The 23,377-nt window shown below is 60.9% G+C and carries 19 protein-coding genes; 4 read left to right on the forward strand and 15 right to left on the reverse strand.

Translation table 11 applies throughout. The features are described from left to right. Positions 1 to 322: 322 nt before the first annotated feature. The 4 genes from N2652_11690 (at position 323) to N2652_11705 (ending at position 6,624) form a co-directional block, all read left to right on the forward strand. On the forward strand, positions 323 to 661 hold the full coding sequence (locus tag N2652_11690) for an L-rhamnose mutarotase (protein MCX7819847.1): 339 nt from the start codon (positions 323 to 325) through the stop codon (positions 659 to 661). 4 nt (positions 662 to 665) lie between these two features. Next, the gene (locus N2652_11695) at positions 666 to 1,709 is read left to right on the forward strand and encodes a hypothetical protein (protein ID MCX7819848.1); all 1,044 of its coding nucleotides are present in this window, start codon (positions 666 to 668) and stop codon (positions 1,707 to 1,709) included. Between the two features lie 648 nt (positions 1,710 to 2,357). After that, positions 2,358 to 4,583, forward strand: coding sequence for a beta-galactosidase trimerization domain-containing protein (locus tag N2652_11700; protein ID MCX7819849.1), 2,226 nt, complete (start codon positions 2,358 to 2,360; stop codon positions 4,581 to 4,583). Positions 4,584 to 4,587: 4 nt separating this feature from the next. Beyond that, entirely contained in the window at positions 4,588 to 6,624 is a 2,037-nt protein-coding gene (locus N2652_11705) for a hypothetical protein (protein MCX7819850.1), read from the forward strand. A 413-nt stretch (positions 6,625 to 7,037) separates the two neighbouring features. Here the strand turns inward: N2652_11705 and N2652_11710 are convergent, their stop codons facing one another. The 15 genes from N2652_11710 to N2652_11780 form a co-directional block, all read right to left on the reverse strand. Next, complete coding sequence (locus N2652_11710) at positions 7,038 to 8,507, reverse strand: serine protease (GenBank protein ID MCX7819851.1); 1,470 nt, start codon at positions 8,505 to 8,507, stop codon at positions 7,038 to 7,040. Between the two features lie 511 nt (positions 8,508 to 9,018). Continuing rightward, entirely contained in the window at positions 9,019 to 9,537 is a 519-nt protein-coding gene (locus N2652_11715; GenBank protein ID MCX7819852.1) for a hypothetical protein, read from the reverse strand. 14 nt (positions 9,538 to 9,551) lie between these two features. After that, on the reverse strand, positions 9,552 to 13,214 hold the full coding sequence (locus N2652_11720; GenBank protein MCX7819853.1) for a RecQ family ATP-dependent DNA helicase: 3,663 nt from the start codon (positions 13,212 to 13,214) through the stop codon (positions 9,552 to 9,554). After that, positions 13,211 to 13,618, reverse strand: a complete 408-nt coding sequence (locus N2652_11725; protein ID MCX7819854.1) for a hypothetical protein — start codon at positions 13,616 to 13,618, stop codon at positions 13,211 to 13,213. Before N2652_11725 ends, N2652_11720 begins: the two co-directional genes overlap by 4 nt. Then, entirely contained in the window at positions 13,615 to 14,064 is a 450-nt protein-coding gene (locus tag N2652_11730; GenBank protein ID MCX7819855.1) for a hypothetical protein, read from the reverse strand. Before N2652_11730 ends, N2652_11725 begins: the two co-directional genes overlap by 4 nt. 259 nt (positions 14,065 to 14,323) lie before the next feature. After that, the gene (locus N2652_11735) at positions 14,324 to 15,049 is read right to left on the reverse strand and encodes a hypothetical protein (GenBank protein ID MCX7819856.1); all 726 of its coding nucleotides are present in this window, start codon (positions 15,047 to 15,049) and stop codon (positions 14,324 to 14,326) included. 103 nt (positions 15,050 to 15,152) lie between these two features. Then, positions 15,153 to 16,190, reverse strand: coding sequence for a CRISPR-associated ring nuclease Csm6 (gene csm6, locus N2652_11740; protein ID MCX7819857.1), 1,038 nt, complete (start codon positions 16,188 to 16,190; stop codon positions 15,153 to 15,155). Between the two features lie 130 nt (positions 16,191 to 16,320). Next, entirely contained in the window at positions 16,321 to 17,478 is a 1,158-nt protein-coding gene (locus N2652_11745; protein MCX7819858.1) for a hypothetical protein, read from the reverse strand. Positions 17,479 to 17,499: 21 nt separating this feature from the next. Then, positions 17,500 to 18,891: a DUF1887 family CARF protein gene (locus N2652_11750; protein ID MCX7819859.1), complete on the reverse strand. Its 1,392-nt coding sequence runs from the start codon at positions 18,889 to 18,891 to the stop codon at positions 17,500 to 17,502. 877 nt (positions 18,892 to 19,768) lie between these two features. Further along, positions 19,769 to 20,005: a hypothetical protein gene (locus tag N2652_11755; protein MCX7819860.1), complete on the reverse strand. Its 237-nt coding sequence runs from the start codon at positions 20,003 to 20,005 to the stop codon at positions 19,769 to 19,771. A 117-nt stretch (positions 20,006 to 20,122) separates the two neighbouring features. Next, the gene (locus N2652_11760; GenBank protein ID MCX7819861.1) at positions 20,123 to 20,503 is read right to left on the reverse strand and encodes a hypothetical protein; all 381 of its coding nucleotides are present in this window, start codon (positions 20,501 to 20,503) and stop codon (positions 20,123 to 20,125) included. A gap of 288 nt (positions 20,504 to 20,791) precedes the next feature. Beyond that, positions 20,792 to 21,463 carry a hypothetical protein gene (locus N2652_11765; GenBank protein ID MCX7819862.1) on the reverse strand — a complete coding sequence of 224 codons (672 nt, stop codon included), beginning with the start codon at positions 21,461 to 21,463 and terminating at the stop codon, positions 20,792 to 20,794. Between the two features lie 379 nt (positions 21,464 to 21,842). After that, positions 21,843 to 22,472 carry a DUF1887 family protein gene (locus N2652_11770; protein ID MCX7819863.1) on the reverse strand — a complete coding sequence of 210 codons (630 nt, stop codon included), beginning with the start codon at positions 22,470 to 22,472 and terminating at the stop codon, positions 21,843 to 21,845. Between the two features lie 119 nt (positions 22,473 to 22,591). Next, positions 22,592 to 23,026 carry a DUF1887 family CARF protein gene (locus tag N2652_11775; GenBank protein MCX7819864.1) on the reverse strand — a complete coding sequence of 145 codons (435 nt, stop codon included), beginning with the start codon at positions 23,024 to 23,026 and terminating at the stop codon, positions 22,592 to 22,594. Between the two features lie 11 nt (positions 23,027 to 23,037). Then, complete coding sequence (locus tag N2652_11780) at positions 23,038 to 23,250, reverse strand: hypothetical protein (GenBank protein MCX7819865.1); 213 nt, start codon at positions 23,248 to 23,250, stop codon at positions 23,038 to 23,040. Between the last annotated feature and the right edge of the window lie 127 nt (positions 23,251 to 23,377).

Consider the following 23,377-nt stretch of genomic DNA (forward strand, 5'->3'; position numbering starts at 1 on the left):
GGCTGACGGCAAAACGGGAGCCCCCATGTTGAGCGCGCATCGCGCCCGGCGGCGCCGTTGATTCGGCGCTTCCCCCCCCGCATGCCCCGCAAAGCCGACCTGAGAGCAACAACCCTCACCCTCCATCCCGCCCGCACCCTTGCGCGCTGCGACTGCTGCCCGCCGTCGGCCGGAGAAGCGGCTGGCCCGCTCCACACCGGCCCTGGCCACACACCGGCGGCCGACGGCGCGCACCCGGGGCGTGGCTGGCGGAACCCCTCGCCACTCTTGACGCTGGTTCCACGACCTGACCATCCTGTAACTGCAACCTGGGAGTACCGCCATGAAACGCTACGGGTGGGTGATTGGCCTACGCGCGGAAAAAATGGAGGAGTACAAACGCCTGCACGCGGCAGTCTGGCCCGGCGTGTTGAACATGATCAAGGCGTGCAACATCCGGAACTACTCGATCTTTCTGCGCCGCTTGCCGGACGGAAACTACTACCTCTTCAGCTACCTTGAATACACCGGCAATGACTTCGCCGCCGACATGGCGAAGATGGCGGCCGATCCCGAAACGCAGCGCTGGTGGGCCGTTTGCAATCCCTGCCAGCAGCCGCTGCCCGATCGCAAACCCAACGAATGGTGGGCGGAAATGGAAGAAGTTTTCCACCTGGACTAGCGCGATGACCTCACGCGAACGAGTGCTGGCCGCTTTCGCGCACGTCGAACCGGATGTTGTGCCACGCTGGTGCGGCGCTTCGCCGGAGTTTCTCGCCAAAGCCCGCCGAGAGCTGAACCTTCCCGATGACGAAAGTTTTTTCGTGCGGATTGGCGACGACTTTCGCCGCGTGTTTGCCCGCTACGCGGGCCCCGAGTTTCCGCTGTCGCCCGGCGCAGTCTCACGCACCATCTTCGGTGTGGAACGAGCCGGCTACGGATACGGACAGCCCCTCAACCATCCACTCGCCCACGCGACGCTCCGCGAGGTGCACGAATATCCATGGCCGGATCCAAACTGGCAGGATGTCTCGCACATTCGCGCGGACGCGCTCAAATGGAAGCGCCAGTATGCCATCCTCGGAGGAGACTGGTCGCCCTTTTGGCACGACCTCATCGACCTGCTCGGCATGGAGAACCTGTACTTCAAAATGTTCGACGAGCCGGAGATCGTGGATGCGGTCCTTCAGCATGTGGTGGACTACTACGCCGGCGTGAGCCGGCGCATCTTTGATGCCGCCGCTGACGTGATCGATGTGTTTTTCATCGGCAACGATTTTGGAAGTCAGACCGGCCCCTTGCTCGGCCCCGCGGAATTTGAGCGGTTTATTTTGCCGCATCTGAAGCGCCTCATTGACCTCGGCCACGCGTACAATCTGAAGGTCCAGCTCCACTGCTGTGGCGGGTTCGAACCGCTGATCCCAGCGATGATTGCAGCCGGCCTCGACGGTCTACACGCCGTCCAACCAAGTTGCGTGGGCATGGATCTGCGCACACTGAAGTCGCGCTACGGCTCGAAGATTCTCTTCAACGGCGCAATTGATTCGCATCACGTGCTCATCAACGGCACACCGGACTTCGTCCGCCAGCGTACGCGCGAAGTGCTCGACATCATGGCCCCCGGCGGCGGCTACGTCGCCGGCGCCAGCCACGACTACATCCTCGAGGAAACGCCGGTCGAGAACATCGTCGCGATGTTCGATACCGTTGCCGAATGGCGGTACCCGTGAGGCCAGCTGCGTAGGCAGCCGCGGAAAAACCCGAGGGCCCCCCAGCACTCAGCAGCCAACGGACGGCGGCGCTCTCTCGCCGGGACCGTACCCGAAGGTGCGATAAATTCAAGGGCTCGAACACGACCAAAAACCGCACCACGTATCGCGCAGCCACGGTCGAAGCATGGCAACCTCCACTGACCACCGCGCCCAGCAAGCCGCATGACGTCGTGATCGGATGGGGCACTCCTCGCGGAGGCTGTTAAGAACGACGTCTGGATCGGTGGGGAACGACACAGTTCTGGTGAGCTTGCGACCGTAACGCGACGTTCCTGCGCACGGAAGAAACCTGGCCTCAAACCGGCCCTCGGTCTTCTCCATTGTCCTGCTGGGGATTGGCCGGTTCGGCGACTTCGCCGGTAAGGCACAGCTTCTTGGCCTTCGTCGCGCTCACAGCGGCCTGCACTCCGAGATTCTGGAGGCCGGGATTCGGGCGGTAGCGATGATTGGGACCACCGGAGAGGCGGGGACGTCGTTTCCTTGCTTGACGGAGCCGGGCGAAACGTCCATGACTAGCTTTCGCGGTGCGGGGTCACACAACGCAGCCTCCGCCAGAGCATTGACGACGAGCAAAGGGTCGAGGGAACGATGACCAGCCGCTTCACGATGAACCGCCGTGGATTTCTCGAATTGTTGTCCCTCGCGGGTATCTCCGTGGCGGCGCCACGTTCGTTCTCTGCGGACAGCCGGGTGACGAACACGCGCCCCTTCACGGTCGAGGGATGGGCCGAGCGCCCGATGCGGTGGGCCAATCTGACGTTTGTGGAAACGGATCCGCCCAAGGTGGATCTCCAGTGGTGGTTCGACCTTTACCGGCGGGCGCACTTTGACGCGGTGGTGCTCAGCGCGGGCGGCGCGGTCGCCTACTACCCCACGAAGGTGCCGCTGCATCACCGGAGCCGTTGGCTGGGCGAGCGGGATTTGTTCGGCGAGGCGGTGGATGGATGCCGCAAGCTCGGAATGGTCGTGGTCGCCCGAGTGGACCCCCATGCAGTGCACCAGGACTTCGCCGACGCCCACCCGGACTATCTCGCGGTGGATGCCAATGGCAACAAGCGACGCCACTTTCACTCACCAGACTACTGGCTGACGTGCGCGTTGGGGCCGATGAACTTCGAATACATGCCGAAGATCATCGAGGAAATTGTCGCCACGTACCGCGTGGATGGGGTGTTTGCGAACCGGTGGCCCGGCTCCGGCATGTGCTACTGCGAACATTGCGAACGGCTCTTCCGCGAGGCGACGGGTCACGCCGCACTGCCGCGCATGCCAAAGGAAGCGGGGCCGCGCCCGCCAATGGACTGGGAGATCAACCCACGTGATCCGGTCTGGCGGGACTACGCCAAGTGGCGTGAGGAACGGCTGTTTGCGCTTTGGGACCTGTGGGACAGCGTTGTTCGCCGGCACAACCCACACGCGCGCTTCATTCCCAACATGGGACCCGACATGCGCCGCGTACTGGACATGGTGCGTTTTGCCAACCGAGCCGTCTATTTGACCGCCGATCGCCAGGGGCGGCGCACCAACGAGCCGGTATGGGTCATTGGTATCGCGGCGAAAGAATTCCGCGCCGTGCTCGGTCGCAAACCGCTCGGCGCGGGCTTCGCCTTTGGTCCGCAATCACAGTACCGCTGGATTGATTCGACGCACGGACCCGCCGAGATCACGGCCTGGTTCGTCGATGCGGTGGCCAACGGCATTCGGCCATCCATCGGCAAGACAGGAGCGACGGTAGCGGACACACGCTGGGTCCCCACGGTGGAAAAGCTCTTTGGGTGGCACCACGCCAATGAGCCATATCTGCGCAACGAGACTCCGCTGGCGCGCGTGGGTATGGTGTTCTCCCAGAAATCCCATGTGCTGGACGGGCAGTGGTACACCGATTCTCAGCTGGGGATGTATCAGGCCCTGCTGGAAGCGCGTATCCCCTTCGAGTTTGTCCACGACGGCCTGCTCGAACCCGAACGCCTGCAGCCGTTCAAGCTGCTGGTGCTGCCGAACATCACCTGTCTTTCGGACCGGCAATGCGCCCAGTTGCGCGAGTTTGTCCGACGTGGCGGCAGTCTGCTGGCGACCTACCAGACCTCGCTGTTTGACGAAGATGGGCGCCCGCGCAAAGACTTCGGCCTCGCTGACCTATTCGGTGTGAAGATGTCCGCGCGTTCGTCCGGTCCGATGAACAATTCGTTCATGCGCCTGGTCCGAGGCCCAGCAGGCACTCCCCTTCATCCCCTCTTGCAGGGCTTCGAGGGTACGGAGCGCATCGTGAACACGGTCCATCGCGTGGTCGTCGTGCCGACCGCACCATTGGACTCGGTTCCCCTCACCTTTATCCCCCCCTTCCCGAGCCTCCCCATGGAGGAACTCTATCCGCGCGTTGAACGCACGGATACGCCGCTGGTGTTCCTGCGCCAGTTCGGTAACGGCCGAGTGGTGTACTTTCCGGGCGATATTGACCGCACATTCTGGGAATTGCTCATCGAAGATCATGCCCGCCTTTTGCGCAACGCGTTTCACTGGGCGCTCAACGAACCGCCTGTGGTCACCGTCACCGGGCCGGGATTGATGGACGTGACGCTCTGGCGACAAGCGAACTCCATCACCGTGCATATGGTCAACCTCGGCACCGCCATGACCATGCGCGGGTACCTGCGAGAGTTCATCCCACTGCCGCCGCAAACGGTGCATCTGCGTTTGCCCCGGGGTACAACCGCCAAACGGGTAAAGTTGCTCGTTGCCGGCCAAACGCTACCGGTGCAGGAGGACAACGGAGTGCTGACCGTCACCGTCCCGAAAATTGACGCCCACGAAGTCGTCGCGGTGGATCTTTGAACCGATGATCAGCTCCTGCCGTATCCTGACCATAACACTGCCGCTCGCCGTTCTTCTGCTCCGCGGAGCGGGCGAACTAAAGGCGGCGCCGCCGCCGCTGCGTGAGCAGATTTCCCTTGCAGGCGAATGGCCAACTGGCGGTCATGTGCCCGTCTATGGCGGCCACCGCAACCCGATACCCAAAATCACTTGCGCCCGGACGGTCGTCGTGCCCGACCAGTTCCGAGGAAAACAACTCCTCATCGAATTCGCCGCGGTCAACTTTGCCTGCGACGTCTTCATCAACGACCGGCATGTCGCCTCACACGTGGGCGCGTGGATCCCATTCGCGGTGGATGTCACTCGGCTTGTGGAGCCAGGCTCCGCATTTCAACTGCGCGTTGAAATCGAGGGCATGCGAGGCCCCCGGACCCTCGGAGCGGATGGTTGGGAACGGTGGCCTGTGGGCAGCCAGAAACTCGACGACCGCTGGACCGGCATCGCAGACGACGTCTGGCTGCGCGCATATGGGCCCGTCAGCATTCGCGACGCGTTCCCGCAGCCGAGTGTGCGGGAGCGGCGTCTGAGGGTTGAGTACACGCTCCACAACGCGACCGCAGAGCCTCAGACCGTCGAAGTTCATCCGGCTGCTCACCGCTGGTCGGCCCTCCACAGCCAGGAGCTTGGCCCCGCGGAAAAAAGCTGGCCGCCCCTCACGGCCCGCCTGGCCCCTGGTGAAACGAGAAGTTTCATCGCCGACCTCCCGTGGAGCGATCCGCAGTTGTGGACACCTGACACTCCGCACCTTTACGTGCTGGCTAGCCGGGTTGTGCAAAATGGCCGCACTCTCGACTGGGAACACCGAAGGTTTGGCTTCCGGGAGTTTGTGGTGGCCGGTGACCGGTTTGCGCTCAACGGTATCCCCACCACACTCCGCGGTGATTACATCGGGTACGGCGGATACATCCCCCCCGAGATGCAGACTCCTGCGGGGCTGCCGGAAACCTATCGCATTCTCAAGCAGGACCTTGGCATGAACGCACTCCGGTGGCACATGCATCCGGCACCCGGCTACTGTTATGAACTGGCGGATGAAGTCGGCCTCTTCATCGTCTGTGAGAGCGCTGTCTATGGCCGCCCCGACCCTCGCGCTCCGATGCCAGAACGCGCCAAAGCCGAATATCTTGCAAACGTCCACCAGTGGATCTCGCGGTGGATCCGAGCCCGGCGTCATCATCCCAGCATCGTCCAATGGAGCGTTGTGAACGAGATGGGGCCGAAATACAAAAACCATCAAGGACTGTCCGTCGACGAGCTCAAGGCCATCGGCGCCGTCGCCCGCGCGCACGACCCCACTCGACCGATCGTCTATCACGGGAACAGCGAAGTGCGGGACGAGGACATCATTTCCTACCACTACCCCGGCCTTGCTCCGGACAACCCTCGAGCCAGTTTGTACGCGTGGCGGCGGCTGTTGGTGCCGGGCAAACCGGTGGCGGTGGGCGAGTACTTCCAGACCTCGGTCACCGCTCCCGGCATGGGCGACACTCCGGCGGCCCGGCAGGCGCGCGCGGAAAACACCAAAGATTGGTTCGGCCTTTGGAATCGTGGACTTCGATACCTGGGTGTCGCTGACTTCCGCCCGAAAACATTGTTTTGGACCCGCACCGAGCCGCCCGGCTCCTGGCGCGTCGAAATCGTGAAAAACTCGAATCTCCCCGTCGCGCTGTTCGACCGCGACTATGACGAACTCGGCATCGCACCCTTGCGCCCGGGCGGTCCATTGCCCGTGTTGGCCGCCGGCTCAACGGTTCAGCGTCGGCTCGTACTGTTCAACGAAGAGTGGAACGGCGACCTGCTCGACTGGGAGCTGGAAGTCCGGCGAGAGGGCAAAACGCTGGCGCGCAAGGCCGGCCGACTCACTGTCGCCCCGGGGCACCGCTACGAATGGGTTGTCCCGTTCGACGTGCCGGAAACACCCGGCCCTTTCACGGTTGTACGTCGGGTCATCAAGAACGGCCAGCTCAGGTTCACCGAGACGCGCTCGTTCCTTGCCGAGTAAGTAACCCCACCACAACAGTCCCGGACGATCGTGGGAACAAAGACACCTCACGATCGGCACAGGGGGGCCGGAACTCCGCGAGACGAGCCATGCGTGCCGGATACGTCGACTGTGATCCGTGGCGAGGATGGTTGACGTCGCCGGTTGTTGCACCAACTGGCCCAATCCCGCGAGCGCAGGTTCGATGCGCCGTTGCCGCGCTCGCCTACCCCAGGGTACACTTCGCCCACCACGGACATGTCCCCCCGCACTTTTTGACCACACACTCAAATACCCGAGGAACTTTTGATGTCGCCAAAGGTGGATCCTGAAGGCCGCACCGCGCGAGGAAAAACCCACACGAACGCAGGCCTGAAGGAAATCCCGACGCTCGCGCTCCCGACCAGATTCAGCTCGCGCTAATAGCGCGTCCCTTATAATTCCAACCTGCATTCACGGTAATATTGCTGCGCCGCCCGCACGACTCCCTCCTCAAACAGCGCCGGCTGTGTTGACCAACCCGAGTACCGCTGCCATACGACCCATGCAGCTTCGAGCGCAAAAAACATCGAGTCGTTCGCGTTCTTAAAGTCGGTGCGGACATGATCGAGGGCCGCATCAATTTCCGACGGAGAACCGCGACGCCCTGCCCCAACGCTCTCGATCGCCCTTTGAAGATAGCCGTGCGTATGCCGCCAGTGCTCGAGCGCTTTCTGCAGCTGCGGGTCGGTCGCCCTCCTCGCCGCCAGAACACTCTCCAGAAGCCATTGAAGCCACTCGAACTCCCTCATCTTGATGCTGACATCCGGCGGGGCGACCAACACGCTCTCGCTGACGGTCGTGTAACGCTGGCCACCCACGCCGATGACCTCCCGCCGAACATCCTTGGAGCGCGTGATGGTTTGCGCCCGGCCCATAGCGCTCCGAATATCCCGCAAAATGGGGTCGGTGATTGCGCAGGTCGCAAGCAGCACGTTGGCCAGGAACGCATCATTCGCCATCGAGCCGAGCCGGCTCATCGGCGTGGGGCGCAGCGGCGCGGAAAGCAGACGAATCACCTCGCTGCTGTGAACACCCCGAATCTTGGGCGGACTCCACGAAAGCTGCCATTGGCCGTTGCGCCCAAGAAGTTGCTGCGGCTGCCATTTGGAATGCACCGCATGAACCCGGCCGGCCGCGTCAAAAACCGGTGCACCTGAGCTGCCCGGCCCGGTCCCGCTCAGCGAAGACGCGGGAGCCTCGACGGTTACCACTGGATGGAACATCATCGGCGCGACCGAAGCTGGAATCTGACGCGCCGGCGACACCGCATACTGCAAAAGGCGGACTCCAAATTCTTCGACGATCGCCTGCACCTTCACGCTCGTTCGACTCCATCCCGCCCCGTCTGGAGCCCCGAGAAGAGTCAGATCCATGCCAACGGCCGTCTCGCGCGGATCGGCAACCGCAAGCCACTTGGTGTTCGAACAGCCGGTCGCCAGCACCGCAAGGTCGCCGCGCGGCCACACGTTGATCACATTCAACACCGCGTGCTGGCGTCCGTCACGGGTCCGAATCCACCCGTTGTATCCCCCTTCGATGACGTGGTACGCGGTCACAAACCAGCCGTTAGAGTTCACAAAGAACCCACTGCCCTGTTTGATCTCACGCCCTTCGGCATCACGGACCGCGACGATCGCACAAGCGTCGTCCGCCAACGCTGCTTGATCCTGCACACACGAATCCACTCGTACAGCTTCGTCGGCCGAGTGCGCGCGCCCGATCAGCCAAGAACAAACAAGAGGTACCGCGAACACTCGCGAGAACAGGTATTCATCCTTCATTCTTTTTCCCTCCGAGCTGAATGGCACGGCGGCCAACTTACCGGCTGCACAAAGAGTTGAACGATCGGCGGCCACATTCACTCGTTGCGCCTACGGAAGAGTCTTCAAGATGTTTGCACTTCCTCCTTTGTGTTCACGGGCAACACCGGTGTCACGCGTCGCGCCCCGGAGTCTCTCGTCGGAATGCGGTGCCGTCTTTTCCTACCCTCTGAATCGCAGCCTCGACTTAGGCTTCCGCCGCCGCTCCCTCCGCGATGTACGCCTCATCCTGAGCTTTTATCTCTGCCTTCTCCGCCGCCTTCTCAGCCAGATACGCCTCAAACTCGGCTTCCATCGCGGGGCTTCCGCAAGGTGCGTTTCAAGCTCGTCTCTTTGCGCCACCAGCCCCGCTTCGCGGGCATTCACCGCTTTGAATGCAGCCGCGCAGTCACCGCGCCGGCTGGCGCGGCGAGCCATGTTCCCCCGCGAGCTCCGATGCGGTTTCCCGGCTCTCGAGCGTTGGCCTCCGTCACGGCTTTGTTCGCTTCGTCATCCTGCTTTTTTACTGATTCCTGTTCCCCCTTCCTTCCGGACATCGGCTCGCCCGCCCCCGTCACTTCAACGCAGCGATCCAACTGAGCAAAGCTAGCAGCGTGGCCGCTCCGCTCACAATGATCGCAATCTTGACGCGCTGTCCAAGCTTATGAGCAAGCGCCGTGCCATGTTGTCGCAGATTTTCGATGCTGCTGCTCAGACCTTGAATACCGCTGTCGATCTGCTGTTGAAGTGCCTGAACCTCACCGGGAAGATTCGTCAACACCGCCAACGGCTCGATGACATTCCGCGTCTCGCTCATCGCCGCCGCATGGGTCTTCAACGTCTTCTGAATATTACTGGTCAGAACCGCTCGCTCTTCAGCAATCTTCGAAGCTAACTCGTTCAATCCTTGGACGGCCGCATGAAGGTGCTGGAGCAGTTGGTGGGTCCCCGCGACGATTTTTGCGCCCGTATCTACGACCTTCTCCGCCGTCTGTCGGCTGCCCTCTAGCAGCGCCGCGGCGGACTTCAGGCGGTTCAGCTCTTCAATCACCTGCGCGATGGTTTGTTCGGCTTGTTCAAAGTAGTCGGTCATATTGTGTTCTCCGTCTAATTTGTCCCCGCCGTTCGCCAGAATCCGCATGCCAGTACTGGCTTCAAAATCGCCGCGGCGAGCAGACCAAGCGCAAACTTACGGACCGGCCCCTGTGCACCGACGGGTGTTGCGAGCAAGAGGCCGGCAAGCCAGCGATCGCCGGTTGTTCGGAGCAGCCGCTCCGCCGTCGCAGTTGCGGCCTGTGGCCGGTGCTCAACAAGATGATTGAACACAAACATCCACGCCTTCGCCGCAGCTCTCCGGGAGATCTGTCCCTCCTGCTGCATGTGGCCGAATAGCAGCATTGCTTCTTCGAGGATCCCCTCGTCAGTCTCCGTTGGGCAGATGGCGCGCGCACAAACCGAGATCAATCGCAATGCAAGATTGTCCGGCTCCTCGTCTAGCAACCGCCGCACCGTTCCAAGCATCCGCTTGATCTGATCAAGAGTCTGCGCGCTCTGCAACATCTCCGTCACCTCCCGCAAACCAATCTCCGCGAAGGGGCGTCGCAACCATTTCTTGAGCGGCTCGGTGAACTCCGACTCTTGCAAGTATGCGAGGATCGCCTCTCGGAATTCGGCGTCACTACGAAAATTGCGGCACAGCTCGCCCATCGTGCGCAGGGCCTGCTTCCGTCTCTCGACAATCTCATCATAAATGAAATCCACCAGCACCCGCGCGGCGGTTTCAATCGCCGCGGATAGCGGCCCACTTGGAACGTTCGCCAGCAACGTCTCCACGTGCTGCGGAAACTTGTATTTGCCAATGTACTGCGCCAGATGCTGGCGCACAGTTTCCACGCCAGCATGTCGGACACTGACTTCGAAGATCTGCTGCGGCCAGTCCACCGTGTAATCCTCCACCGCGCCAAGCAGCACCAATCGGAAAATCGCCTTCTCGGTCGCGTCCCGGCTTCCCATCGCCCCAAACGGAACGCGAGCCAAGTTGATCGCCCCCACGGGTAGGCCCGCGACGGAAGCATGAAGGAATCTCCACATCTGAACGGCATTCGCTGTTTCTTGTTCACGTCCTTTGTAGGAATTAAGGAGCAGCCAGAGCTGGACCATGAGGTCGCCGCGGTAGTCCCAATCGACTGTTTCCAGCCGAAAATTGGCCTTCGTGTGATCGCGCTCGCTTAGAATCTGCACACCGGTTTCCCAGTTGTCGTCGCTGTACAGAACGATGCACCGCGCATATCCATGTTGTCCGTTGCGCCCGGCGCGGCCTGCTTCCTGATAGAACCCCTCCACCGACTGCGGCATTGCATAGTGGATCGTGTAGCGGATGTTTGGCTTGTCAATACCCATACCGAACGACTTCGTCGCCACCAGCTCCTGAATCCGGTTGTGCTTGAACGCGTGCTGCACCGCGAGTTTGTGCCGGTTCCAGGTTGCGATGTCCCCGACAAAGCCGCGGGGCATCTCGCCCGCAAAAATCGCTGTATGCCCGAGCCGTTGAGCCACCTCCTTGACGCCCAAAGGGCCGTTGACGTGCGGACAAAACACGATGCCGCTGTTGGTCTGCCTCCCACGAAGCTCAAAAAAGGTCTCTGGGCTTTCTCCGAGTGTCTGGGGCAAAGCCCTCCGGACCTGGAGAAGTGCCTGCAATTTGTCCCGCCGGCGAACCTTCTTCACCTCGAACACCAGCTCTTTCCGATCGAACGACCGGGGCACCACCACCGCCCGCTCGTCGGTGATCCCCAGTTCCGCCTGCACGTCGGTCAAGACCGCAAAGGACGCCGTGCCGGTCAGCCCCACGAGCGTCGGCGGCCGATTGTCTGGTCCGGCGCAAAACCGCTGCACGTTGAGCGGCATGTGCAGATAGGAAGGCCGGAAGTCGTGGCCCCACTCCGAAACGCAATGCGCCTCGTCAATAGTCACCAGCGAGACCGGACACCTCGTTACCGCCCTCTGGAGCTGAGCTCGGAAGTCCCGCATCTGCAGCCGCTCCGGCGCAACAAAGAGAAACATCAGACGTCCCTCTGCGAGATCGCTCAGGCTCCGCTCCCGCTCGACTTGATCGGTTTGACTCGAGATCGAACCAATCATGTCGATTGCAAAGCTTTGCAGATTCTCCAGCTGGTCGTTGATCAACGCGACCAACGGGTCCACCACCAGCGTCATTCCAGGGAGCAGCAGTCCACTGAACTGATAGGTCAACGATTTTCCACCGCCGGTGGGGAGCAGTACAACCGTGTGTTTCCGCTGCAACAGGCGGGATATCACACGCAGCTGGCCGTCCCAAAAATCTCGTTTTCGAAATAGCTGACGCAGGAAATACCGGAGTGCCGAGGTTTTCTTCGTGGTTACCTCATCGAGCGAGGGATTGTCGGACGTCGCTGCCGACTCAACATCCTCGAGCTCATATCGCAAGGGATCGGCAACCCGCAAGGCACGCGCCTCGCGGGACCCGACTGCCCGCCGCAGACGCGCTCTCTGGCCGGTTGGGGACAGTTGCGCAGCACGCTCGGTCTCGCTTGCCCAACCGGTCGCCAGCCGGAAACTGTGTGAAAGCACGAGGTCATAGGTTCCCGTCGGCGCGGGAACTTGGCGCAGCTTGATCGCATCGGGCAAACTCAGACTGAACATCGAACCGATCAGATCCACCTCCAGGCTCGGCGGTGGCGGCGTAGACGGTGCCAGTTCGTGCAGATGCGACCACATCACCCACAACTGTCGCAACGCCTCAACCGCAGCAGGAACATCCTCCTCAATGAGCAGCACCCGCTGCGGCCGGCCGGGAACGATCAGCCCCTCCAGCAACATGGCGATCCAGCCCCGCAAACAACGATGCACCGCCTGGGGAATCACAACCGAAAGATAGGCGGCCACATGCATCCCCGAACCAGCAGCGGCTTCGCTGATGGTCGGCCATTGCAGCTGCGGTTGCGCAGTCCATTCGCGCCGTCGTTCCGCCAACCACTCTGCCAAACCTGCGCGGATCGACTCCCGGGGGAGCTGGAACACGTTCCATCCCTCCCCCTTCAGCACGGCGTCAGCCGCACCGTCCTCCGGTGATGCGCGCCCCAAACGGATCGCCCACTTCACCTTGCCACGATGCACTGCAAGCTGTACCTGTTGTTGCCGCGCGACCGCAGTCTGCGGGCTCTGACGCCGCTCACCCACCAGATCGCCAACTTGAACATTGGTCCAGAGGTGCTCGGGGCCCGCCCCAACGTGATGCCGCAGAAGTTTAACCAAATGGGACAGTGTCTCTTCGCAAGCACCGTCCCCGTCCCCTCCCTCCAACACCACCGCATGCGGTCCAGCCTCCGGAGCCGCGAGAGGCAGCTGGCTAAGCTCTGCGGCAGCATGAATAAGATGGCCCCAGTGTGCGGCGAAGGCCTTGCCAGTGATCCGCCGCTCAATTGTCAGGGGAGTTTCAGGGTCCGCGACCGTTAAAAGCTTACTCTTTGCGAGACTGACAAGTAGCCCGCTCTCAAACTCAAAGTCCACCAGCGTCGGATGCCCACGGATCACTACCTTGTCCAACACCGCCGCCAATGCAGTCACATCAGCATCTTGCCGACTCCCTGACGGCGCATCCGCCTCCAACGTCGCGTGACCGTGCTCTCGCAGAAACGCGTCCAACAGCTCCGCGAACTCGGTGTCATGCTCCAAGACTGCCGACCACGCGGACAGGCGCGCCGATGCGGTGTATCGGAGCACGCTCTTCATTTACCAGCTTCTGTCCCCGCCGGAAGTTCGTGCCTCAACAGCCGCTCGACCACCAGCCCCGTGAGCCACTCTTTGCACCGAAGACGAGGAAGCATCTGACCACCCCGCCGTGCCACCACAGGCTCGATGACGAGCATCAGACTGTTGAGGTCGCCTGGCTTCAGCCCTCTCTGCTCCGCCTCGCGTGCGGCCTCATTCGCCGAGGTGGCGGACCAGCTCACTACGAGCTCCAACGGGTAATCTCCCACTGCAAGCGGCCCGGAGACCTCCAGAACCCAAGGCCGATATCGCCCGGCCGGAACACTGAGGGGCAAAAACACCTCGCTAACTCTGAAACGCCCGGCCAGGATCAGTCGGCCGGAGCCCGCGAACAGAAGAACACAGGGATACGGGCCCAGGCTCATTGGCCAGCTGCTCCTCCGAAAGAAGGCAGGGCATTAACATCGAACTTTGTCTTGCGCCCAGACCGGTAGGCGGATGTATTTTCCGAAAACCAGTTCCACGTCTTCATGCTCCCCTGTGCGTCTTTCTTAAACAAGAAGAGCTTGCCCGCTTGGAATCCAACGGCCCCGGCGTCCTCGATCGCCTCAAGGTCCGCGCTCAGAAACACCAGCTGCCAGCCGTCTTTCGCCGACCGCGCCTGAATCATTGCGAGGATCTGTTCCTCGCGAAACTCGCGGCTGGCGTTTTCTTTTCCGTGAGTCACGACAACAAAGATCACCTTGGCTGGCCGATCCGACTCCGGTAGACCGAGCAGATTCTGCCGAAAATCTTGAATGTCTCGGCCAATCGCATCCAGCAGCGGTGTGTTCACGCGTGGAACGTCGGTGGCATTTGTCAGCTCCGGCATCTCGGTGATGGGCCAGAAACAGCGAATCACCTCATAGGGTCTTGGCTATCGAACCGGAACAGGGTAAGTTTCCCGGTGCCAGTCTCGGCCTTCTGACGATTCAGAAACGCATTGAACCCTTGGATCGTTTCCTCCCCGATGCCCCAAATTGAACCCGTACGATCCAGGATGGCCGTGATGTGTGCGGAGTCCGCTCTCATGGTCCCCCCTTCGATCGGGCTGGGCAGTCGCCGCCTGTTTTCCTCCCTTGTCAACCTCCTCACCATTCGCCTCTGCTTGCCTTTCCCGACTCAGCCTCCTCCTTGTTGCGATTGTCGAGAACAGCCTTCAAGTTGTCCACAAAAGCTTTTGCCATTTCTCCCGCAAACCACCGTGAGCATCGGAGGCGGTTGGACTGAGCACACATCTCCAGCGCGATCAAATTCTTGCCACCTAACACAACCCCCTTGGCGGCGCAGAATCGGATCGCCTCATCCACCGGCTCCGGGTTGCATTCAACGAAGAGCCGCACTTGGTCGCCGACGAGCACTGGAAACTCCAGTGGCGCTGCCCACCTTGGACACGTATAGCCAGTCGGTTGCACTTTCCCGACGCGAGCATAGCCGGCGACGACCAAACTCTCGCCAGAGAGCGCAATCACATCTAGAGCTGGGAGCCGCTTCGCTATATTGGCAGCCCCAGCAGCGAGCGAGTCATTCACATCGCACTCCTCTCCTGCTCTCATTTCACTGCCGTTGCATGGTCCGCTTTCGGATTCCCCGCCGAGCAGCACAGCTTGCATATTTTGGAGGAACGCGCTCGCCATCGCATTCACGTACCAACGGTCAAAATATAGACGGTTGAACGAAGCACTAAGTTCGAGCACAAAGAAGTTGTCTGACCCTGGAACGAATCCCAGCGACGCGGCAAGGAGGGCCGAGTCCGAATCGCTGAAAAGTTTCAACTGGAGAGGCTCTCCGGTAAAGGCAGGAAAATCGATAGCCATCGCCTCCCCTGCACTCGAGCTCCCACATGAACGAAGAGCACTCGCAGAGATTCGCCCAGCCAGCGTCACACAGCGATCGGAGAGCGTAACCGCTTGGAGCATGTCAGTGGTTCCCCCGCGCGATGACCAGCTTGAACGGCGGCAACACCAGCGCCTCGGTACGCTGTCCCGGCCCCCAGTTGATCGAGTGCTGAGCGAGGACGCGCCGGATATGATGGAGCTCGCGTCGGATGTCTTGACTCATGTCCAGGTTGGGAAACGCTGCGCTCCAGCCGTGGCGGTCTAGGAAGCTTCGAAATTCTTCCTCAGGGACATTGATCGCCCGAGGCCGAACCCCCCTCTCGGCGAGATCCACGCAAAAGCGGAGAACCGCATAGGCACGGGGCCGCAGGGTGATCCACGGGGAGACGTCCACCCGGAAACGGCGCCCCATGTCGTCCATCAGAAGCTTGACCGGCTCACGGCGATCTTGCACCAGCGTTTGCGCGTACCGGCGCACAAGCATCGAGAAACTGCCGGGCATGCTGCCGAGATCCTGAAAGCGGTTTCGCAACGGCACAAACGGAATATCGGCCAGCACGATTTGGCGTGCCTCTTGTGACGATGCGGGGAAGTAGAATCGCGGTTCTCTCCGGCGTTCCAAATTCTCCGACACCAATACATGAGTGACGCGGTCCGTCTCACGTCCAATCAGCGTCATCGCCGCGTAAATCAGCGCACCCATCGTCTTGCGGCCGCCTGCGATCGAAGCGACGACATGCACGTCCGGGTTCTCCACGAACGCGCGGAGATGCTCGAGAATGAAGTCCGCCGCAGCGGTGTTGTCCTCGGGCGTTCGTAGATCCTCCAGTTCGTGTCCCCGACGGGTGAACACTCGCAGGTGATCGCCCGTGTCACCGAACACGAACTCGTCGTCGCCGGCCTTCAGTGTTCGCCGCAGCCGCTCCCACACGCCAGATTCGAGCAGTTCGCGCCGGATGGACGCCGCGCTCTGCGTGGTGCAGAACGCGATCACCCGGCGTACTCGCGTCGCAGGCCGCTCGTGCGCCAGCGCCCACACCGTCTCGGTGAGAATCGCCGGCGACATGCCCGTGACCGCCACCAGCACGGTCTCCCGCTCGTCCGCCCGTGTCGTTGCCATGGATCGCCTCATCATATCTTTCTCCGCGAAGATAGTTTCACCCGCCAATGCGCGCAGTCTAAGCGTACATCGCCGATGCAGCAATGAAACAAGACGTTGCGGGACGTCGCGCGGGCGTGGCCTCGCGCCTTTACAACTTCAACAACTTTTCAAGCTGCTCCCACAGTTCTGCTTTGCGGACGAGAGTCACGCCATGGCTCTGGGCAAACTGCCCAAGATCCTCCGTTGGCTGCGCCCGCCGCACACACACCACCCGCCCCATCTTCCCTCCGATCTCCGCGGCATGTAGAAGGTCCTCCTTCAGCACCTTTTGCTGACTGCTCTCCAGCTCCCCTGCAAGGCGGCCAAGGTCTCTTCGCCACGCCTCCTCGTACCCTTCTCGGGGCCCCCCATGACGACGGAGATTCTCAAGCAAAACATTCGATGGCTCGCGATCCTTGCAATCCACCAGCCACAGCCGCCCTCGATGAACAAACACGGTGTCAAACTCCGCCACGCTCGAGGGATCACGCTCGCCAATCTTGCCCACCGGTCGAATCTGAATGCCCTTCCTGGCCTTCAACACCCCGAGACTCAGGACTACAAAGGCAACGGCGTACTCCAAATGTTCACCCTGTTGTCGGTGACCAGGCCGTCGTCCTCGGATCGAGAGCCACTGGCTCAGATCCTCCTCACCCCTGGCAGTGGATCCGGTTCCGATCGCCTGCGAATATAACTTCCTTCGTTCCCCGAGCGGCAGCGATCGGCATCGTTTGGAGAGCTCCAGCAGTTCACCTTCGGCGGCCAGCTCGCTTTCGACGAGCTGACAACGAACCAGCTCCAGTGGGTCGTAGCCGTCAGCCAGTGTGGGGTCCAACCGCTCGGCGCGGGACACCATCCGGCCGCCCCGCAGCTCGATACGGTACAGCTCGTGGTTCTGCTCGATGTACAGCGCCGGCACCCCACGCCGCGTCGCCCAGTCTAAGAGTGCAACCGCCATCAGCTTATTGCCACCGGTAATGTGAACCTCGACCTCGCCGCAGTCACCGATGATCTGTTCGAGCCGTTCCTGCAATGCGGCGACGTCATTGTGAGGCACGCAAGCCCGCTCGATCTGATCCGATTGAAGAGCTCCGACAGCCTGGAAAAATGCGGCCAGCTGTTCCGCCGGCCGTTGGGACTCCACCACGTGATCGCTGTGGAGGATTAGCAGCCGCGACGGCCGCCGATTCAATACGGCCAGGATCTGCGGCCATACCTGCCGGCTGGCCAGAGTGACTAGGGTTTGCTCCTGCGTTCGTAGTCCCATATTTGCCACCCTGTCGAAGCACTAAACCGTCTTGGAAACACCCTCATCAAGCCGCTGCAAAGCATCCTCCGCGGCTGCCCGTTTCGCAGGCTGCTTTCTCTTTCCCTTCCCTTCACCCCTCACTTTTCCACCAATGGTCACCTTTGCGGTAAACAGCGGCTCATGCGCCGGCCCCTCCTGCTCCACCATGTAAGACGGCTCACCCAGTTGGAGTGCTTTACATGCGGCATCGAGTCTGCCGATGGCATCCCTTTGCTGTAGAGCGCCCTCCGAGAAAGAGGAAAAACACTCTGCTCCGTGTTTCGTCTTTCCTTGGCCATCAAGTGAGGGGCCCGAGCTTGGTGTCGCCGATCTACTGCAACTCCTCGTTCGCCTCAGAGCGTCTTCCGCCGCCGCTCTTTTCGCGTCCGCCTTTCGCTTTCCTCTTCCCTCGCCCCACTGCCGTCCTGAGACAGTAACCCGAGCAATGAATTGCGGCTCATGCTCGGGTCCTGTCTTATTCACTTCATACGTGGGGGCCGCAAGCCCCTTCTCGCGACACCACCGCGCAAAAGCTTCGATCTCAGAATTCTGAGTGCCGCTGTCTCGTTTCGGAACGGGCCCAACCTTGCGCACAAGCCGTTCCATGCGGCCGTCGCGTAGCGGCACGTCAGCGGGCAGCGCGCGGCCCATAATGTGTGGCTCTTCGCTCACCCATTCCCGCAAACGTTCCTCAAGCATCAGAATCTCCGGACCACTGACCATCCGCACCCCTAAGTGAGAGGCCATCGCCTGCGCGGCCGGCGACTGCATTGCTGCAGTGACCAAAATCGGCTGACCCAATGGCCCAAACAAAAACTGCGTGTAGCACCGGAGGGCAATCATCGCTCGCGGAAATTCCGGCTTTCCCGACTTACACTCAACCACGAACATTTGATTGCCCCGTCGAGCTAAAATATCGTATTCACGCTGATACGACAGTGAGGAATCTCCGGATCCGTTGAGCTGGAATTTCACCTCCACCTGCGCGAATACCTCATCAAACAAACTGCTGTTTGTCATTACGCTCCAACAGTATTCTTCGAACCACATGCCATTAAGGTAGCTTTTGATCGCCTCTGCCGCATCAGGATTACCACTTTTTCTCTCCAGGCCAAGCGTCCGTGCCACCTTTTTCCAAAAGCCAGCACCACAGGCAGCGACGTTGTGGCCGTTGGCGCTGTATGCGGCCAACTCTTTTGCCAGGTCTAGCCGCGCCAGCACCTGCTGCCCTGCTGGATTGTCCTCCGAGAGATACCCCTCCCGCAAAACTCCGCCGCGCAGCCGTAGCCAGATGTGAAGCGGTAGTGCTCGCTCAACCTCACGAACGTAAATGTGGGCCGGCGCACCGCGGTCAAACTCGCATGTGGTCAGCGTGCCACCCGAACGACTCATCCAAGCCGCTCGGGCGTAGTACCCCCACGGAGGTGCAGTCGCTGCGACCAAGTGATACAGACATTCATGCGCGGCCGGACCTTCGCAGAGCAAAACCACCTCTTGGATCACCTGCCAATCCGCAATACGTCGGCAGGTCCACTCGCCGCATTTGTCCAAGTGGGTATATACATGAATTGCAACGTCTTCACACCCTAACCCCTTTAAGACCTCACGGACCGCTCGAAGAAGTAGCTCAGCCGAAGGCCGGCCCAACAGCACCACATACCTCGGAGATTCGGCCAACGCAGCCTGAACTACAGTTTGCGGATGTTGGTCGACCTCGGCCACCAGTACCTTCGCTTCTCGATTAGGGAAACTGCTAATGTGGGGCAGAGCCGCTGATGCGGTCGGTGTATCCATGTTTCTGCACCCGCCCTGTGTCGCCTTCAAATTGTATCGGGCAGGCCACTTGTAGCGCAAGCCTCGACCACAGCTCAAGCTTCTCGCCCACATTACTCACCGAGGACCCCGCGGAGATTCAGCGGAGGTCGCAAAGTTCCGCCTCGGTCAGGCGCGGGCGGCCCCGCACACGACAACAACAGGCCGGGCCGACGTGGACTCGCCCCACCTCAGACCGTCGCTCGTGAATTACGCCCAGAAATTGAGGGGCCGTGTGGCCATCGAGAGAAAGCTCCTCGCGCAGTTCTCGAGTCAATGCCCGACGCAGCGTGCGTACCCAATCCAGACGCCGATCGCCCCCGCAGACCATGTCGCCAGGGTTGATGTGGCCACCAACACCCATGGAATAGAGATTTCTCAGGCGCGCTTCTGAACCCGAGCGGCAATAGATCGCTAATTCCCCAGAGTCTTTCTAGATTATCACATGTGGAATCCATTAAAGGTATTCTTCATCCGTTTCCGCCCGCTCTCGCAGTAGCCAGAACGGCGTGACGGCGGTCATCTGGCGCGCAAAGCCTGCCTCGTTGAGCACCGCCAGCACTTCGAGCTCGCGCCAAGCCGCAGCGAGCTCAGCAGCCCGACACGCGAGAACCTGCTCCCTGTCATTGGATCCCAGAATCTGCTCACATCGCTGCAACAAGGAACTACGTTCGTCGAACGAAACAAACGCCATCTGAAGAGCGTTTCTCGCCAGCCACAAAAGGTCAATCCGCCGGAGAGAGCAACAGCCGTGCTGCGATGAGAAGGTTGTCGCTTAAACCCGCGCCGGAAATGCCAATGTTGTCGGTGTTCACAGCTCCGCAATCCCGTTTTCGAGATACTCCTTTAGCGGATAGCGAACAGTCCCTTCGCGAAAACCGGGCACCGCATATTGACGGATTTGCAGGTTTCCGTAGGGACACATCTCAACGCCGATCTCACGATCTGCAACCGAGCGCATGAGAGCAGGAAACTCATGGAGATGTAGGGCGTGCCCCAGCAGACGCGCGTTCAACTCAAACACTGCACGCCAAATCGCCTCCGATTCGTCTTTTTCTCCCGCATGCGTGGTGACCGCCACACCACAACGATGTGTTGCTACAAACTCTTCCCGAAAGTAATGAGCCCGAGCGCTTGGATTTTTCATAACCTGCAAGGTCAACGCCAACCACACGACAGGCGTCAGCGGCACCCCACTGTTCGGCCGCTGTTACGGCCAGGGCCATATGGCGCGCCATCGCCGCACGGAAGTCACCTCCTTGCGGCGGGTCGCGATAATCAGCAGATTCGCATGGCAGAACCGCAGAGGGTCGGCCTGACAAGCGCGCTCCATCTCCTCTTGGAACGTATCGCGGATGTCCACAAGTACCGCCCATGCCGACCGCCCCTCCCCAGCGTAATTGGCACGAGAACAGCATATCTCCACATACACTGCTCTCTCCTCCCATCAAGTGGCGATACAACAGTCTGCAGTGAGCCTTCAGGCAGCCGAGATCATAAAGGAGTGATGTGCCTGTGTGTTCTCCGAGCGAAAGGTACTGGTCCAATGAGACGCTCTCTCTCGGCACCGGCATCCCTTGGGTTTCATTATGGGTTTCACCGGAGGAAGGCGGCCGGGGTGCTGCGCCGCCCGGCGAACTGTCTCCAGCAGCGCCCCCTCCGTTGCAAATCCTCTCAGGTGACTGTGCAGCTCCACCTTTGGAAGCTGGCGAATCCAACTCTCCTTCCTCGAAGGGTCGACAGTCTTGTTCAGCCAGTCCAGCTGCGCCTCCGGCCACGTCACCAGTACGTGAAACGGAAGATCGCTGAGTCGTGACCAAGCCCCGGCCACGTTGTGACTGCGCTTGACAATCGCTCGCGAACGGCAGCGAAACGAATCATCGGGCGCCGTCAACACCACCACACCCTCCTCAGAAGTCTCATCGAACAACGGAAACTCCGCTGAGCTGGTGCGTCGAAATTGGGGCCAGCCGCTCTCCCGACCAAGCCGAATCGATTGCAACCGACCTTCCTCTCGCGCCCGGTAAATCTCCTCGATCGTCTTCGGCTCGTCGGGAGAACCTTTTACGCCGTTTTTCGAGGGCTCCACCAACACATGAAAAACCTCGGCCGCTCCGAGCACGGCCGCCGCCTTATGCATCGCCGCGGACATTGTCTTATACCGGCCAGTGAGGCAGACATAACGCTGATCGGCAGGCAAACCAGTACGAAGTACCCATCGATACAGCACCTCTTCGAAGATGAAATGGTCCTCTCCCGTCTTCAGCTCGGAAAAATCTTTGGTTCTACTGATCGTGAGGTGGACATGAGGCGCTTCTCGCCGAAAAAATCCCAGATCAGGTCCACCCGTCCCCTCCCGCTTGTGAGCACATGGATCGAGCGAAAAGCGACACCGGGCAGCCAAAAGGCCTCGGGCACGACGGCCGCGGACATGCCGCAGTTAATTCGAAGGTCCGCATCTTGCGACATCGGTCCCTCCCCCCGCCGGCCTCAGATCGCGAGGGGGAGCGGTCCTGTGCATGTTTTTGGGGCTAGATCAGCGGCCGTACCGCCCGAATTTGTTGGGTAACCATCTCGTGCAGCCGATACAGATCCTCTCGCCACACAAGCGCTCCCCCAAGCGAACGGGCACGTGCTTCCTGGCTGCTGATGTTCTCCCCAGCGGTATGACGCCACTGATGGATGTAAAGAACCCACCCGCCAACGGCCCGGCCTACCTTGCGCACGACGGCAGACTGCTCTTCCGCCAAGTCGGCGACGCGCTCGTCGTTCCTGATTCCACTCTTGCACTCGACCACCATCAGCCGGGCATCGCGCTCCACCACCACATCGAGCTCCATCAGCTCTCCCCGCTGACCCGGATTCAGCTGCACGTGCCACGCTACCTGGTCGAAGCCGCCGCGCCTCAGCTGCGACCAAACAAACACCTCGATATAGCCGGACCGGAAAAACTCGGCGTTCGACTCCTGAGGCGAGCGCAGGTAAAAGAGGCGCGTAAACCATTCTGAGGGCTCGACCACATAACCCGCACTGCCGACGGGGCGAATCAGGCGAGCATCCTGAAGAATCTGTAGCGTCGACTCGGACACATTGTCGAGACGATACGGAATCGATGTTGCGGTGGCCAGCCGCGAAAGATCGTCAAGCTCACGCCCCCCCATTCATGATTGCTTCGGCAGCGCGGACCAGCTCCGGAGCGGGGGTGTGACGCTGAACAAACTCACTCGAGCGCTCCACTCCTTCCACCAAGTGGCCGGCAGCCAGCAAATGAGTCAGTGCATCAACGCCAAGGGCCCGCGGGGAAAATCGGATGTCGGCCCGTCAACGGTTCGCCCGCTCCCTCCACGATGACTTCCAGCCCTTGAGTGTTCACGTACAAGCTTCGCCATCCTTGCTCCTCTGCAACCCGCCGGGCCGCGCAGCTCATCATTTTCGTGCCACCGGTCCAGTTCACGCACACTTCGCCGCCGGCCTCGGCTGTAATGCTTCGGATCAGCGAGGCACAGTGCCGCCCATCGAAGGGTTCCACTTCCCGCGCCGGCTCAATGACTGAACGGCAAGTTGCCGCTGAGAGCGCCCGCCGCAACGGTTCAACCTGCGCACGCGACTGGTCGGTAACAATCGACACCGCACGGTCGGGTTTGTCCAACAAAATGCCGATCACGTTCGGCATCACCTCACCACTCATCAGGCAAATTTGTGTCCTGGTTGCCATACAGAACTTGTTTACCGAAAGTCGCTAAGTTTTGGATCCTGTTTCATCTTTTCATACAGGTCGAGCCGCACGCGCCGCGTTTCGCTGTGCAGCTGCACCTGGTTGTTCACTCGCCTCTGGTGGCTCAGATACACCGGCCGCTCCACCGGCCACTTGTGCGCTTCTACAAAGATGACCAGAGCGTGCCAGCGCCCCCCCGTATCTTGGTAGGGCCGAAGCAGCACTGGCGACGCAAAGCGCCCCTGCCCTCCGGGCTCCGGCCCCCAAAAAACAGTTGCGGCCTTTCCCCGTAAAGGTCCATCCTCTCCTCCCAGACTCGAGAAGTATTGTACGATCGGCAACCCGAGTGCA

Source organism: Kiritimatiellia bacterium (genome assembly GCA_026417735.1).
Classification (GTDB): domain Bacteria; phylum Verrucomicrobiota; class Kiritimatiellia; order PWTM01; family PWTM01; genus CAACVY01.